At 60.0% G+C, this 16,385-nt stretch carries 11 protein-coding genes; all 11 read left to right on the forward strand.

Annotation, left to right across the window (positions count from 1 at the left end; all coding sequences use genetic code 11):
* Nucleotides 1–9 precede the first annotated feature (9 nt).
* A complete protein-coding gene (flgK, locus tag PM2_RS22685) occupies nucleotides 10–2,040 on the forward strand; it encodes a flagellar hook-associated protein FlgK (RefSeq protein WP_028699579.1) in 2,031 nt (676 codons plus the stop codon).
* 13 nt (nucleotides 2,041–2,053) lie between these two features.
* Nucleotides 2,054–3,637: a flagellar hook-associated protein 3 gene (locus tag PM2_RS22690; RefSeq protein ID WP_028699578.1), complete on the forward strand. Its 1,584-nt coding sequence runs from the start codon at nucleotides 2,054–2,056 to the stop codon at nucleotides 3,635–3,637.
* A 75-nt stretch (nucleotides 3,638–3,712) separates the two neighbouring features.
* The gene (locus PM2_RS22695; protein WP_028699577.1) at nucleotides 3,713–7,273 is read left to right on the forward strand and encodes a glycosyltransferase; all 3,561 of its coding nucleotides are present in this window, start codon (nucleotides 3,713–3,715) and stop codon (nucleotides 7,271–7,273) included.
* Nucleotides 7,274–7,470: 197 nt separating this feature from the next.
* The gene (gene rfbF / locus PM2_RS22700) at nucleotides 7,471–8,244 is read left to right on the forward strand and encodes a glucose-1-phosphate cytidylyltransferase (protein ID WP_028699576.1); all 774 of its coding nucleotides are present in this window, start codon (nucleotides 7,471–7,473) and stop codon (nucleotides 8,242–8,244) included.
* Entirely contained in the window at nucleotides 8,226–9,308 is a 1,083-nt protein-coding gene (rfbG, locus tag PM2_RS22705; protein ID WP_028699575.1) for a CDP-glucose 4,6-dehydratase, read from the forward strand. The genes rfbF and rfbG overlap by 19 nt, the downstream gene beginning before the upstream one ends.
* On the forward strand, nucleotides 9,305–9,865 hold the full coding sequence (locus PM2_RS22710) for a dTDP-4-dehydrorhamnose 3,5-epimerase family protein (RefSeq protein WP_028699574.1): 561 nt from the start codon (nucleotides 9,305–9,307) through the stop codon (nucleotides 9,863–9,865). The genes rfbG and PM2_RS22710 overlap by 4 nt, the downstream gene beginning before the upstream one ends.
* Nucleotides 9,862–11,088: a class I SAM-dependent methyltransferase gene (locus PM2_RS22715; protein WP_028699573.1), complete on the forward strand. Its 1,227-nt coding sequence runs from the start codon at nucleotides 9,862–9,864 to the stop codon at nucleotides 11,086–11,088. The genes PM2_RS22710 and PM2_RS22715 overlap by 4 nt, the downstream gene beginning before the upstream one ends.
* On the forward strand, nucleotides 11,085–11,963 hold the full coding sequence (locus PM2_RS22720; protein WP_033740603.1) for an NAD-dependent epimerase/dehydratase family protein: 879 nt from the start codon (nucleotides 11,085–11,087) through the stop codon (nucleotides 11,961–11,963). Before PM2_RS22715 ends, PM2_RS22720 begins: the two co-directional genes overlap by 4 nt.
* Before the next feature lie 33 nt (nucleotides 11,964–11,996).
* Nucleotides 11,997–12,734 carry a cephalosporin hydroxylase family protein gene (locus PM2_RS22725; RefSeq protein ID WP_028699571.1) on the forward strand — a complete coding sequence of 246 codons (738 nt, stop codon included), beginning with the start codon at nucleotides 11,997–11,999 and terminating at the stop codon, nucleotides 12,732–12,734.
* A gap of 24 nt (nucleotides 12,735–12,758) precedes the next feature.
* On the forward strand, nucleotides 12,759–15,683 hold the full coding sequence (locus PM2_RS22730; RefSeq protein WP_028699570.1) for a TIGR00180 family glycosyltransferase: 2,925 nt from the start codon (nucleotides 12,759–12,761) through the stop codon (nucleotides 15,681–15,683).
* A 264-nt stretch (nucleotides 15,684–15,947) separates the two neighbouring features.
* Nucleotides 15,948–16,385: beta-ketoacyl-ACP synthase (locus PM2_RS22735; protein WP_042132453.1), on the forward strand; the 438-nt coding region annotated here is incomplete at its 3' end.

A 16,385-nucleotide genomic window follows, 5' to 3' on the forward strand; every position in this document is an offset into this window, starting at 1 on the left:
TATGGAACCATGGCGAGTCTGATCAACATTGGTATGTCGGGGCTGGGTGCCGCGCAGTCGGGGATGTACACCCTCGGTAACAACATCGCCAACGCCGATGTCGAAAGCTACTCGCGCCAACAGAACGTGCAAAAGACCAAGGGCGGGCAACAAGTCGGCCAGGTGTTCATTGGCACGGGCACTACGTTGGCGGACGTGCGCCGGGTGTACAACGCGTTCATCGAGAACCAGCTGCGTACCACCACCTCGCTGAGCAGTGAGGCGTCCTCGTACCTGGATCAGATCACGCCGCTGGATACTTCGCTGTCCAGTAGCGATACCGGTATTACGGCTGCGCTGAAAACATTCTTCACCGCCATGCAGGATGCGGCTGCCAAGCCGGCGGAAGACTCTTCGCGCCAATTGCTGTTGTCCAGCGCACAGTCCCTGGCCAAGCGTTTCAACACCTTGTCGTCACAGCTCAATCAGCAGTTGAGCAACGTAAACAGCAACATGTCCGGGATTGCCGATCAGGTCAACAACCTGACCAAGACCATCGCGGAACTGAACACGCAGATCACGCGGGTCGGTGCCACTGCCGGCCAGCCCAACGATCTGCTCGACCAGCGTGATGGTGCGGTGCGTGAGCTGAACAAGCTGATTGGTACCGACGTGGTCGAGCGTGAAGGCAACTACGATATTTACCTGAAGAACGGACAGGCGCTGGTGCTGGGCAAGACCACACAGACCTTGGGCGTGGAACCGAGCGCGGCCGACCCGACCCGTTCGAGCCTGATCCTCAATCGCGGCTCGACCAAGATGGACATTACCAGCAGTGCCACGGGTGGCGAGCTCGGTGGTTTGATCCGTTACCGTACTGAAACCCTCGACCCGGCCCTCAATGAGTTGGGGCGCGTGGCGCTGGCAGTGGCCGATGCCATCAACAGCCAACTGGCCCAGGGCGTCGACAAGAACGGCAACTTCGGCGCCACGTTGTTTGGTGATATCAACAGTGCCAAGGCCGTCAGCGAGCGCAGTATCGCCAAGTCGACCAACAGCGCCGGCTCCGGCAACCTTGATGTCACCATCAAGGACACCGGCAAGCTGTCCACCAGCGATTACCAGGTAACCTTCACCAGTGCCACGGGCTACAGCGTGCGCAAGCTGCCGGAAGGCACCGAGATGGGGCGCTACGACCTCAGCGATGACCCCGCACCTGTGATCGACGGTTTCACCTTGTCGCTCAACGGTGGAGGCTTGGCTGCCGGCGACAGCTTCAAGATTACCCCGACTCGCAATGCCGCCGCAGGCATCGAAACTGTCCTTACCGACCCCAAAGGCTTGGCGCTGTCGTCACCGCTTACCGCCACCAGTGGCTCGGGCAACAAAGGCACCGGCGTGATCAACCAGCCGACGCTGACATCGAAACTTGACATCTATGATGCTGCCCAGCGTTCGCAGTTGCAGGCGGGCCTGACCTATTCGACCCCGGTCAAGCTGGTGTTCGGTGATGACACCACCTCGCCCCAGGCCTACAAGATGTACGACGCCAAGGGCACTGAGATTGGCAGCGGCACCATCGTGCCGGGCCAGGAGAACAAGCTGCAGTTGTCGGTGCCGATGGTGGATGGCAATGGCAACTCACTGGGCGGCAACTTCACTTTTGAAATGAGCGTTTCCGGCGCGCCACAGAACGGTGACAGCTACACCGTGGCCTTGACCGGCGCAGGCTCGTCGGACAACCGCAATGCTCAGGCGGTCATTGACCTGCAGACCAAGTCCACGATCGAAGTGGGTGCCAATGGCAAGGGCATCAGCTTCACCGATGCCTACGCCAAGCTGGTGTCCAACGTCGGTGGCAAGGCCGGCCAGGCGCAAATGGACAGTGACGCCACCAATGCATTGCACACCTCGGCACTGGACAGTCGCAACGGCCTTTCGGGCGTGTCGGTGGACGAAGAGGTCGGCAACCTGGTCAAGTTCCAGCAGTACTACACCGCGTCGTCGCAGATCATCAAGGCGGCTCAGGAAACTTTCGCCACCCTGATCAACAGTCTTTAAGGAGCCGTAGATCGTGAGCGTACGCATCTCTACTTCGCAGTTTTACAACACCAACCAGGCCAACTATCAGAGCAACTTTGCGAAGACGGTGAAGAGCCAGCAGGAGGCCAGCGATGGCATCCGCGTGCGCTCCGGCAAGGACGATCCTGTGGGCGCTGCGCGTTTGCTGCAGCTTGAGCAGCAGCAGAGCATGCTGAAGCAGTACTCGAGCAACACTGTCAATGTGCGTAACGCGCTGGGGGCTGCGGAAAGTACACTGACTTCGATTGGCAATATCTTGCAGCGTGTCAACGAACTGGCGGTCGGCTCGGGTAACGGCGCGTTCACGGACTCTGATCGTAAGGCGAATGCTGACGAATTGGCTTCGCTTGAGGACCAGCTGTTTAACCTGATGAACAGCCGGGACGAAAGCGGCAAATACATCTTCTCGGGCTCCAAGGGCGATACGCCGCCTTACGTTCGCAATGCGGACGGTACCTACAGTTACCAGGGCGATCAAGGCAAGTTGAACCTGCAGGTGGGTGACATGCTCAGCCTGGCTGCCAACGAGACCGGTTATGACGCCTTCGAGCAAGCGCTCAATACCAGTCGGACCCAGACTCAGCTGACTGCGCCGGCGGTCGATGATGGGCGTATCAACCTGTCCAATGGTCAGGTTGCTGGTAGCTCTACCTACAATGATCGGTTCCGTGGCGGCGAGCCATACACGATCGAGTTTCTCAGCAGCACTGAGTACAAGATCACCGACGCTGAGGGTAATGACGTTACGCTCGAGGCGAGTGGGGGAGGGAAGTTTGACCCTAATGCCGAGGGGGCTGGTATCAGCTTCCGTGGCGTTGATCTGCGCTTGGATATCACCTACAAGGATGGCGACAAGGGTAACGAAGATGCCGTAATTGCAGGCCATCAGTTCACCCTGAGTTCCAAGCCCGATGAAGTGTCGGGTGCGCGCAGCCCAGGTAACGCCTCTTCGGAGCAGATTATAGGTGCTACCATCACTGACCAGAATGCATACGAGGCAGCATTCCCGTCAGGGGGCGCAGTGCTCAAGTTCACCAGCAGTTCGACGTTCGAGCTCTATGCATCGCCAGTAACCGACGATAGCCGCCCAGTGGCCAAGGGATCGCTGGGTGGTCCCAATGGCACTACCGCAACCGCCGCCGGGGTCAGCTTCGAGCTTTCCGGGCCGCCGAGTGCAGGTGATTCGTTTGGGGTGAAGGTGGACACTCACCAGACCCAGAACGTGCTTGATACCATCAGCAAGTTGCGCGCGGCGTTGAGTACGCCGCAGGACAACGATCCGGTCGCCCGGCAGAACTTCCTGGCTGCGCTGGATTCGGCTGGGGGTAACATTATCAGCGCGATCAATCAGGTGTCGTCGTCGGTCAGTGCCATCGGTGGTCGTGGCCAGGCGCTGGACGTTCAGTCGGAGACCAACGAGGCGCTGAGTACCGAGAACGCCAAGACCCAGAGCTCGATCCGTGAAAGCGACCCGGCCGAAGTGATGCTGCGCCTGCAGATGCAGACCAACATGTTGCAAGCTTCGCTGCAGGCCTATGCAAAAGTTGCCGGGCTTTCGCTGGTCAACTACATCTGATTTTTCCCCTCCTGTTACAACCCTGCCGCGCTGGAGCTCCTCATCCAGCGTGGCGCCTTCCTCCAAGGCCCCGCCGTGAACGAACAGTCTCTCGTCAGCATTGTTATCCCAGCCTATAGCCCTCGGTTTTTCTCCATGGCATTGCAGAGTGCGCTGGCACAAACCCATGAGCATCTGGAAGTGCTGGTATGCGACGACAGCGAAGGCGACGAAATTGAAGAGATCGTGCGCTCTCTGGAGGTGATGAGTGACAGGTCGGTGCGTTACATGCGCAACCCGCGGCGCCTTGGCTTTGTGGGGAATCTCGTGCATGCTGTGCGGATGGCATCCGGGCGTTGGGTAAAGGTGCTGTGCGACGATGACCGGCTGCTGCCGTTGTGCGTGGCGCGTCAGGTACAAGCCTTCGAGGAGCATCCCGAGGTGAGTCTGGTGCTGGCACAGCGCATGTTTGCCGACGCGAACAATTACGTGCTGCCGATGCGCCTGGCCAATGCCCGCTTTGCCGGGGTCGACAGTCTGTTTCATGGTGATGATCTGCTCTCGGTGCTGGCCGATAACCCGGTGAGCTTTGTCGGTAACCTATCTGCGGCGATGATGCGTCGCGATCAGGCGCTGAAGTTTCTGAGTGCCTTGACCGAGTATGAGCAAGGCTTTACAGCCTTGTTGGACATGGCGCTGTTTTGCTGCCTCCTGCGCACCGGACCTTTGGCGATGGTCAGCGATGTGCTGTTGATCGAGCGCCTGCATGCCGAGCGGCTGAGCAAACAGCCGGCCTTTCAGGCAGCGCTGGCGCAGGAGTGGAACTGGCTGCAGCAGATGCTGCGCCAGCGCGGCGGCGAGGCTGCACCGGCGCATGGCTGGGTACGCCACCTGCCGATGTATGCTATTGCCGATGCGGCGGGCAACTGGAAAGAGATGAATCTCGTATTGCTGTTGAGCAACTGGCAGAACACCATGCATCGCCGTATCGGCAGTGATTGCGAGAGTTATGACGAGCTTTACCAACAGTGGCTCGAAGAGCGGCAGCTGCGCCGCTCGCAAATCAAGCGGCTGCCGCAAACTATCGAGTCGTGGTCAAGTACTCCGCAAATCACGGTCATCGTGCTCGATCAGGGCGGTAGTTTCGATGATGTCAGTGTCACGCTACAGAGTGTTCAGGGGCAGTGTTATGGCGCCCATGAACTTGTGCTGTTTTCCAATCGTGAAGCATGCACTGGCGTCACTCAATACGCTCTGAGTGATAACTGGGCCGCTCAGCTCAACGATTGGCTTGCAACGCAGCCCGATACCCGATGGTTCTACGTGTTGCGGGCCGGCGACAGGCTGGTGGAATCGGCACTGTTGCTGCTGGCGGAGCGAGTTGCGGTGCTGCCGGGACTTGCGTGCATCTATAGCGATGAAGATGCCTGGGTCGATGGCAAACCCTGCGAGCCGGTTTTCAAGCCGGACTTCAATATCGACCTGATGCGCAGCTACCCCTACGTCGGGCGCACTTTGGCGTTCGAATGTGAGGCAGTCAGGGCGGTGGGGGGCTTCGATGCCGGGTTCGATGAGCTGGCCGCGCACGATGTGCTCTGGCGATTGGTAGAAACCCGCGGTCCCCATTCAATCGAACATATTGCGGAGATCCAGGTGCACTCGGCGTTTGGTTTCGCTCAATGGTTGTCTTGGGATGCAGTGATCGATCAAAGCGAGCGGGTAGCCAGCGCGCATCTGAGTCGCTTGGGTATTGCTCATCAGATACGCCATGACGACATGCCATTGCTCAATCGAATTGACTATCAGCAGGCTGCTCAACCATTGGTTACCCTCGTGGTGACGTGCGACCAGCGTCTGGAAGTATTGCAGCGCAGCGTGATGTCGGTCATGGAGCGTACGGCTTATCCGAATTACGAATTGGTGTTGGTGGCCGCTGAACGGGTGGAGCCTGCCCTAAACAGCTGGCTCGATGCGATGGCCGAAGTGGGTGGCGCCATGCTGCGTATTCTGCGCCTGGCCGATGGTGATGACGCCGCCACAATGATCAACCAGGCCGCTACCATTGCCCGGGGCGAGTTCCTGTTGATGCTGGCCAGCGGGCTTGAGGTCTGCGAAAGGCAGTGGCTGCACGAAATGCTCAACCATGCTCGGCGCCCGGAGGTGGCGATCGTCGGTGCCAAGGTGCTGGATGTATACGGCAAGGTGGTGCATGCCGGCCTGGTGCTGGGTGGCAGCGGCGCAGCAGGGCCAGTATGTGTCGGTGATGACGGAGACAGCCGTGGTTATCTGCAGCGCTTACAGGTGGTGCAGAACTGGACTGCCGTATCAGGTGACTGCCTGATGGTCCGAAAACAGGTTTTCGATGACCTTGGGGGCCTGGACATTGCCCAGTTTTCGATGGGTCTGGGCGAAGTCGACTTGTGCCTGAGGTCCGGGCGCCAAGGCTATCTGGTGGTCTGGACCCCTCACGCCAAGCTTCGCATGATCGGCGCAGCGCCGGCGTCAGCGCCGGAGAAGAAAGCCCTCGCAGAACAGTCTGCGTTCTTTGATCGTTGGTTGCAGGTGGTTGTGCGCGATCCGGCCTACAACCCCAACCTGAGCCTCGGGCGCATCAACTTCAGCCTGGACCCCAGCCTCCAGGGAAGCTGGAATCCCTTCTGTGCGAGGACTTTGCCGTCTGTGCTGGCGTTGCCCATCAACGCTTCTGCCGTTGGCGGCTACCGGGTAAATGAACCGTTTACCCGGTTGGAAGCCGCGGGGCGTATCGTCGGGCGCCTAGCCTACGAAGTGCCGAGCCCGGTGCAGCTTGTACGTATGGATCCGGATATCATCGTGGTGCAACTACGGCATACCGAAGAAGCGGTTCGTGATGTTGAACGCCTGGCAAAATATTCGAACGCTCGGCGCATCTTCGAAATTGACGACTATGTGCTTCAGGCGCCGAAGAAGAACAGCCACGCACGCAATAAGCCGAAGGATATCGAACAGCACCTGCGCAAGGGCATCAGCTTGTGTGACCGCGTGGTGGTGACCACGCAGGCCCTGGCAGATGCGCTGTCGTCGATGCACAGTGATTTTCGTGTCGTGCCGAATATGCTAAATCCACAGGTATGGCTTGGTTTGCAGAGCCATCGGGGGACTGGCATTAAGCCACGCGTGGGGTGGGGTGGAGGGACCAGCCACGGCGGAGATCTGGAAATCATCGCCGAAGCCGTGCGCGAGCTTGCCAGTGAAGTGCATTGGGTTTTCTTTGGCATGTGTCCCGATGAACTTCGCCCATACATTCACGAGTTCCACCCAGTGGTGAATCTTGCCGACTACCCAGCCAAGCTGGCGAGCCTGAACCTCGACCTAGCCTTGGCGCCGCTGGAATTCCATATCTTCAACGACTGCAAGAGCAACCTGCGGTTGCTGGAGTATGGCGCGTGCGGTTATCCCGTTATCTGTACCGATACCGAAGCCTATCGTGGCTACCTGCCTTGCACGCGAATCCGAGGCAACAGTACGAGGGAGTGGATCGAGGCAATTCGCATGCACTTGGCCGATCCTCAGGCCAGTTATCGTATGGGTGACGAATTGCGTGAGGTCGTACTGCGCGATTACGTGCTGCGTGATGACAACCTGCGGCACTGGGAATGGGGTTGGCTGGCCGACTGAGCAAAGCCCCCCCGAGTCGCTGCGCGTCAGACGTTGGCCGGCCCGCTGTGCGAGTCCGGCTCGCATACAGGGTGGTTCCTGCAAAAAACCCGCACGCCCTCAGTGTAGATTGGCGCACTTCCTGCAGTACTCATTGGATATCGCCATAAATCCTTCGCTCTGGCGGTCCGAGGGGCGCGAAGTACATGAGGAAATCGATGAAGGCAGTCATTCTGGCGGGTGGACTCGGCACGCGGATCAGCGAAGAGTCGCACCTCAAGCCCAAACCGATGATCGAGATCGGTGGCAAGCCAATTCTTTGGCACATCATGAAGCAGTATTCTGCGCACGGGATCCACGACTTCGTCATCTGCCTGGGCTACAAGGGCTACGCGATCAAGGACTTCTTCGCCAACTACTTTCTGCACACTTCTGATGTCACTTTCGACATGCGCGCTAACCGCATGGACGTGCACCAGAACTACAGCGAGCCATGGCGGGTGACCTTGGTCGATACTGGCGAAGAAACTATGACCGGTGGCCGGCTGCGGCGTGTCGCCAAATACCTGGAAGACGACGAGGCGTTCTGCTTCACCTACGGTGACGGGGTCTCGGACCTGAACATCGGGGCGCTGGTCGACTTCCACCTTGGTCACGGCAAGCTAGCCACCGTCACTGCAGTGCAGCCGCCGGGCCGTTACGGCGCACTGGAGCGTGAAGGCAACCTGGTTCGAGGCTTTAGCGAGAAGCCTCGGGGCGATGGCGGTTGGATCAATGGCGGCTTCTTCGTGTTGTCGCCCAAAGTCATTCCTTATATTTCCGGGGATGCCATGCCATGGGAGTCCGAACCTCTGGCCACCTTGACCAAGCAAGGCCAACTGATGTCGTTTGAACACGATGGCTTCTGGCACCCGATGGACACCCTGCGTGACAAAAACTACCTGGAGCAGTTGTGGAATAGTGGGGAGGCACCATGGAAACAGTGGGCCTGAGCCCGGCATTCTGGGCCGGCAAGCGCGTCTTGGTCACTGGCCACACCGGTTTCAAGGGCGGCTGGCTGGTACTTTGGCTGCAGAGCCTAGGCGCTCAGGTCACCGGCTTCGCCCTCAACCCGTCAACTGAATCGAGCCTGTTCGAACTGGCACGGGTTGGCGAGGGTATCGATGACCGCCGTGGCGATGTACGTGACCTGGGTGCTCTACTGGAACTGGTTGCCGAAGTACAGCCAGAAATCGTCCTGCACCTGGCGGCACAACCGCTTGTGCGAGAAGGCTACCGCGACCCGCTCGGCACCTATTCGAGCAATGTCATGGGTACGCTCAACCTACTTGAGGCCGTGCGTCAGGTTGGTGGTGTACGCGCCTGTGTGGTGGTGACCACTGACAAGGTCTACGCCAACCAGGAGTGGGCCTGGTCCTATCGCGAGAACGAAGCGCTGGGCGGCCACGACCCTTACAGCAGCAGCAAGGCCTGCTGCGAGATCCTCGCGCAGTCTTACGCAGCGTCCTTCTTTCCAGCTGAGCGCCATGCCGAGCATGGCCTGAGCCTGGCCACGGCTCGTGCTGGCAACGTGCTGGGGGGCGGCGATTTTTCACCTGAGCGGTTGATCCCCGACGTGCTCAAGGCGTGGTCTGCTGGCGAGCCGGTAACTCTGCGCTTCCCCCAGGCAGTGCGCCCCTGGCAGCACGCCCTGGAGCCGCTGGCCGGCTACTTGCAACTGGCCGTAGGCCTGTACGAGCAAGGCCCGCGATTTGCCGGTGCGTGGAATTTTGGCCCCGGTGACGATGACATGTGCAGTGTCGGTGAAGTAGTGCAGTTGCTGGCCAGTCAATGGCCGCAGACTCCTGGCGTCAACTTCGAGAAGAGCGAGCTGCACGAAGCCGGGCTGTTGCGCCTGGACAGCTCGCGTGCACGCCAGCTGCTGGCATGGCGCCCGCGCTGGTCGCTCAACGAATGCCTTGAGCGGACTCTGGGCTGGCACTTGGCCTGGAAGAAAGGCATGGACATGCGAGCGGTCAGCCTGGCCCAGCTGAGCCTGTATCAGGAGTCCCTGTGAGCCAGTACACCTTGCACCCCTTGCCGTTGTTGGGCCTGGCCCGCATCGAGCATCGCCGGGTTGAGGACGCCCGTGGCGCTTTTTCACGGTTGTATTGCGAAGACAGCCTGGAGCGTTTCGGCGTGCCGTTCCACATCCGCCAGATCAACCGTTCGCTGACACGCGAACGCGGCAGCGTGCGCGGCCTGCATTACCAGGCCGGGCCGCAGCCGGAGAGCAAGTACATCACCTGCCTGCAGGGTGACGTGTGGGATGTGGTAGTTGATCTGCGCGCCGGTTCATCGACTTTCCTGCAATGGCATGCGGAGCACCTCAAGGCCGGGGAGGGCAGCAGCCTGCTGGTGCCGGCCGGTTTCGCCCATGGCTTCCAGGCGCTGAGCGACGATGCCGAACTGCTCTACCTGCACAGCGCCGACTACGCGCCGGAGCACGAGGGGGGGCTGTCGGTGCTCGACCCGCGCCTGGCGATCGCCTGGCCATTGCCTGTGATCAACCTCTCGTCCCGGGATGCAATGCATCCTAGGCTGGACCAATGCTTCACCGGAGTGACTGTATGAATTGCCGTGGTTGTGGCAGTGCTCTGCACCTGCCTTTGATCGATCTGGGCACCTCGCCACCTTCCAATGCCTACCTGCGTCCTGAACAGCTCGCCGGAGCCGAACAGTGGGTGCCGTTGAAGGTGGCAGTGTGTGAGCAGTGCTGGCTGGTACAGACCGAGGATTACACGCGCGCTGAGCAACTGTTCGACGCCGACTACGCATACTTCAGTTCCTATTCCAGCTCGTGGCTGGCCCACACCGAGGCCTACGTGGCGGGTATGGTCGAGCGCTTCGGGTTGAACGTCAGTAGCCGCGTGGTGGAAATCGCTGCCAACGACGGCTACCTGCTGCAGTACGTAGCTGGTCGCGGTATCCCTTGCCTGGGGATCGAGCCTACCCGCAGCACCGCTGAGGTCGCGCGTGCCAAGGGCCTGGAGATCCGTGAAGTGTTCTTCTGCCGCAACGTGGCAGAGCAACTAGTCGCAGAAGGCTGGAGTGCTGACCTCATGGCGGCCAACAACGTGCTCGCTCATGTGCCGGACATCAATGACTTCCTCGGCGGTTTCGCCACTTTGCTCAAGCCGGCCGGTGTGGCCACGTTCGAATTTCCGCATTTGCTGTCGCTGATTACCCAGCACCAGTTCGACACGCTTTATCACGAGCACTATTCCTACTTGTCGCTGACGGCGGTGCAGATCCTCTGTCAGCGCAACGACCTGGAAATATTCGACGTGCAGGAACTCCCGACCCACGGTGGTTCGCTGCGGGTGTTCGTGCAGCGCATCGATGGCCAGCGCCGCGTGGTAGAACCGGAGGTCGCCAACCTGCTGGCGCTGGAAACCGATGTGGGTGTGCGCAGTTCAGGCTTCTACTCGACCCTGGCGCCTGCCGCCGAACGCATCAAGCTGCAGTTGCTGCGCTTTCTGCTCGAGGCCAAGGCCGCCGGCAAGCGGGTGGTCGGTTACGGTGCTGCCGCCAAAGGCAACACTTTGCTCAACTACGCCGGGGTCAAGCCCGACCTTCTGGCCTGGGTGGCTGATGCCAGCCCGCACAAGCAGGGCAAGTTCCTGCCGGGTAGTCGCATCCCGGTGGTGGCGCCCGAGCGTCTGGCCGAGGAGCAGCCGGACTACGTGCTGGTGCTGCCCTGGAACCTGCTGCGCGAAGTCAGCGAGCAGCAAGCCGGCATTCGCGAGTGGGGCGGACAGTTCGTCATCGCCGTGCCTGAGTTGACCGTGCTATGAGCACGCTGCATGTACTGGTGACCGGTGCCAGTGGTTTTGTTGGCCGACATCTGGTGGCTGAGCTGTTGGTTCGAGGTTTCCGCGTGCGCGCCTTGGCCCGTGACGTGGAGCGCGCGCGGAGCATGCCGTGGTTCGACCAGATTGAGTTCGTCGCCGGTGACCTGCAACAGGCAGACGCCGGGCAGGTGGCCAGCTGGGTCGATGGCATTGATGTACTGGTTCACCTCGCCTGGTCGGGGCTGCCTAACTACAAGGCACTGTTCCATTTGGAGCAGAACCTGATGGCCGACTATGGCTTCATCAAGCATGCGGTCGAGGCGGGGGTGCGCCAGGTGTTGGTCACGGGCACCTGCTTTGAATATGGCATGCAGAGCGGTCCGTTGGATGAACAGTGCCCGGCGCGTCCCGCCAATCCCTACGGTCTGGCCAAGCATAGCCTGCATCAGTTCCTTCAGGCGCTGCAGCTACATCGACCGTTCACGCTGCAGTGGGCACGGCTGTTCTACCTGCATGGTGAGGGACAGAACCCCAACAGCCTGCTGGCAGCGCTCGATCGTGCCATTGACAGCGGCGAGAAGACCTTTGCCATGTCTGCTGGTGAGCAGTTGAGGGATTTCCAGCCGATTACCGAAGCGGCGCGCCAGCTCGCCGGACTGCTGCTCTGCCGTGAGTTTTCCGGGGTGGTCAATTGTGCCAGTGGTCAGCCGACTTCCGTGCGCAGTCTGGTCGAGCAGCGCCTGCACGAGCGCGGTGCTGAGCTGCAACTGAACCTTGGCCATTACCCATATCCGACCCATGAGCCGATGGCGTTCTGGGCGGTGACCGACCGTATGCAACACCTGCTGCAATCCACTGCCCAGCCCGCGCGCCGCTAGAGCTGCCGGGTCAACACTTTCATGAGGCTTCACATGAGCGTCAAGACGCCACAACAAGCATTCGCCGAAGAATGTCAGGCCGAGATCCACGATCAAGGTAACAACGCTGCACTGTGCGAGCTGGCTCAGACCTTCTATAACGAATCGGCCAAGCACAAGTACACCTATCACTTCAGCTGGATGGGGCGCCCGATCATCCAGTTGCCCCAGGATATGGTGGCGATGCAGGAGCTGATCTGGAAGCTCAAGCCTGACCTGATCATCGAATGTGGCATCGCCCATGGCGGCTCGATCATCTACTACGCGTCGGTGATGGAGCTGGTGGACCACGGTGAAGTGCTGGGTATCGATCGCGATATCCGCCCGCACAACCGCGAGGCCATCGAGAGCCACCCGATGTTCAAGCGCATCAGCATGATCGAAGGCTCCAGCATCGACCCGGCGGTAGTCGAGCAAGTTCGGGCGCTGGCCGAGGGTAAGAAGGTCATCGTCGTGCTCGATTCCAACCACACTCACGAGCACGTGCTGGCCGAGCTGCGCGCCTACGCGCCGTTGGTGTCGCAAGACAGCTATTGCGTGGTGATGGATACGGTGGTCGAAGACATGCCTGCCGATGCATTCCCTGATCGCCCCTGGGGTATTGGCGACAACCCGCGCACTGCGGTGAGGGCCTACCTGGAAGAAACCGAGGACTTCGTTATCGATGCCGACATCCACGACAAGCTGCTGATCACCGTGGCGCGTGACGGCTACCTGCGTCGCGTGCGTTGAACCCTCGAACAGCCAGGAGCAGACATGCAGGCCAAAGCACAGCATCCAGATGATGCATCACTCAAGAACCGCCTCACTTTGGTGGTGCTAACCCACAATCGCCCGGATTTTTTGCGTCGGACGTTGTTCTATTACCGTAACTACTCGGCCAGCATTTTGGTGCTGGATTCATCGCTCAAGGCCGATGAGCAGATCGCTTTCGACTACCCAGAGGTTGATTACCGGCACCTTCCGCAATTTTCCTACACCGCGTTGCAGGACAAACTGACTTACGGTGTCAATGAGGTCGTTACGCCGTTCATGACGTTCCTGGCGGTCGATGACTTCCTGTTGCATGAGGGCATGACCCGCTCGCTGCAGTTCCTTGAGCAACACCCCGACTATGGTGTGTGTCACGGCTACGGCATGATGTACCTGGCCCGCGGCACCCAGGTGGATTATTACAAGCGCGACAATATCGTGCAGGAGGACTACTGTGCAGAGGATCCGGAGCAACGGCTGCTGGAGTTCATGGGGCAGTTCCTCCCGCCGTTCTATGCAGTGACTCGCACCGATCTGTTGCAGCAGTGGTATGCGTTGCTGCCAGCTGGCACCAACTTCGAGTGGCAGGAAATCGGCCATTCCTTCTACCTGCTGGCCAATGCCAAGGCGCGCATCCTGCCGATCCCCTATGCGGTGCGCGAGGTCAATTACAACGGTTCTGAACATGGCACCAATGTCCTTACCGTGCTTGCCTTGCAGGATGAGCAATCGCGCCAGGGGCGTGAGGATTTTGCCGAGTTCCTGGCGTCGATCCCGACGGCCTTGAGTGCCAAGGGCGCAGCAGCAGTCAAGCAGATTGCGCTGGAAAGCTTCAGGCAAATGGCAGAGGGTTTGCTCAGTGGCAGATCCCTGGAGGCTTGCCCGATCATTCGTTCGCAGTGGCAGCGGCCAAATGACGAGCCTCAGCGGATCTTTGGCGAGCGCCAGTTTGTCGAGCTCCCGTTCTACAACAAGCCGATGTTCGACTTGATGACGGAGTTCGAGTTCCTTATCCATACCATGCCGGCCGGTCGCCAGCAGCTCATCGAGCTGGAGCCGATCCTGCGGGGCCAGTGGCAGTTGTTGCAGGACCACGCTGGGGACGATGAGGGTGCTGTGCGCGATCGTCTTTGGGACGCTCTGGTGATCAGCCCATTCAACCAGACAGTGGTCAGGCGCCTGCTTGCAGTACTTGAGCTGGATGACGAGAAAAAGGCCGAAGCTGCCCAGTTGCACGGCTGGTTGCAACGGTTGCAATCGGTACCCTGTTTCGATAGCCAGGCGTTGCTCGCCAGCATGCCTTCCGGTCGCTTGCTCAACTGGCTCAAGGCTCGCGAGCCTAGTGCCGAGCTTGCTCAGCGGGCGGCGAAGCGGCTGGAGCAGGGGGGGCCAAGCTTCGGTATCCTGCTGCTTGATCTGCAAGCCGACACGGCCAAGCTCCAGGCGACCTTAGACAGCCTCATGCATGGGTATTCACGGGCTTTCAAGGTAGTGGTATTTACCTCCGGTGAGCCGCCAGCGGCAACCAAGGCCTATCAGACCGTGCACTTCGTCAAGGTCACGCAGCAGGATCATGTTCAGCGCATGAACGAGGCGGCCAGGCAATTGGGTACCGACTGGATCATGCTGGCAGAAAGTGGAGATCTGTTCACTGCAGGTGGCCTGCTGCGTGCCGGGCTGGAGTTGCTGGGCGTGGAGGGCGTGCGCGCGGTGGCCATGGATGAGTTGCAGGTCGAGGCTGATGGCGCTTTGGTTGATGTGCTGCGTCCGGGGGTCAATCTGGATCTGTTGCAGAGCCTGCCAAGCCAGATGGCCAGACATTGGCTGGTCCGTCGCGACCTGTGGATCGGGGTCGGCGCTTTCGATGCGCGTTACCCGCTGGCACTGGAGTTCGATCTGCTACTGCGCCTGATCGCCCAGGATGGGCTGGCAGGCCTTGCCCATCTGGCAGAACCATTGCTGATCTGTGCTGTGCCTGACAATTCCAGCCATGATCAGGAGCGGGCAGTGCTGGCCCATCATTTGACCCAGCGTGGCTATGCCGCCTCGGTCGGCTCGGCGCAGCCGGGTACGCTGCTGATCGAATACCGCCACGCAGAGCGGCCGCTGGTGTCGATCATTCTGCAATGTCAGGACAATTTCGCTCGGCTACAGGCGTACCTGGTCAGCGTGTTGCAGCGCACGCGTTACCAGAATCACGAAATCCTCATCGCCGACAATGCCAGCAAGTCGCCGGAACTGCTCGATTGGTTGCACAGCCTGGAAGCTGCCGGGAGTCGTTTGCGGGTGGTGCGTAGCGATGTTGCCCTGTCACCGGTGGCAATGCTCAACCTGGCCAGTCAGCAAGCCCGTGGTGAGTATCTGGTATTGCTTGGCAGTGAGGTGGAGGTGCTCAACGCCAACTGGCTTGAAGCGCTGCTCAATCAGGCGCAGCGTCCGGAAGTCGGCGTCGTGGGCGGCAAGATGCTGAGCCCTGAAGGCCTTGTCGCCGAAGCCGGGTTGGTACTGGCGGGGCGGGCCGGTGTGCGTGCGGCCTTTGCAGGCGAAGCCAAGGATGCGCCTGGTTACATGCAGCGCCTGCAGCTGGCCCACGGTGTTTCGGCGGTGTCCGGTTTCATCATGGTGCGTGCGCAACTGCTGCGTGCAGTTGGCGGCCTCGATGAGCAGATGCCGAGTGTGCGTGCGGCGCAGGTCGAGGTGTGCCTGCAAGCTGCTGCTGCTGGCCTGCTTGTGGTGTGTACACCGCAGGCGCAGGCCGTGCAGCATGCGCAGCTCGAGGATGATGCGCTGGCCTGCCCGCAGATGCGAGAGCGCTGGCAGCATGTCTTGGCTCAGGACACTTGCTATAACGTCAACCACAGTATCGACCGCGAGCTGTTCAGCATCGATCAGGCTGGTCAGGTCGATTGGCAGGCGCTGATCGGTTGACACCGGTTCAGTGGGGTGCAAAGCCATGACCGCTTCGCGGTGGTCATGGCTTTTTGTTGGCGATGCTGCAGCGCTTTGTCGATTCGACAAAAAGAGCGTGACTTGAGAGTCAGAACGCGCATCTTCACTGTATATTGTCGAAACCGGGAACCGCCGCGTTGCCTCCGGGACAAGCCGTCAGGGATCGGAATTCTCCGTATCGCCTGGCGTTTTGCCGTTTGGCTGTGTGGTGGGTATTTCGCTGTTACTGAATTGGGAAGCCATATGATTGGCATTAAAAGCATCGCCAGTTACGTGCCGACTGAAGGCGTGGACAACTACGCCCAGGGTGCGAACTTCGGCAAAGACCAGGATTTCATCTTCGGCAAGATCGGTTCAACCTTCTTACCGCGCAAGGAAGATAGCCAGGAAACTTCCGACCTCTGTGTAGAGGCGGTGAAGAACCTGTTCGCTGCCAATCCCTCGCTGGACCCTGCCACCATCGACGCGTTGATCGTGGTCACCCAGAACGGTGACGCCGAAGGCCTGCCGCATACCGCTGCGATCGTTCAGCACAAGCTTGGCCTGTCGACCGCCATTGCTGCGTTCGACATTTCCCTGGGCTGCTCGGGCTATGTTTACGGTCTGTACGCGATGAAAGGGTTTATGGAAGCCGCCGGTCTGAAGAACGGCCTGCTGATCACTGCCGATCCCTATTCGGGG

It is taken from the genome of Pseudomonas monteilii NBRC 103158 = DSM 14164 (assembly GCF_000730605.1).
Lineage (GTDB): Bacteria > Pseudomonadota > Gammaproteobacteria > Pseudomonadales > Pseudomonadaceae > Aquipseudomonas > Aquipseudomonas monteilii.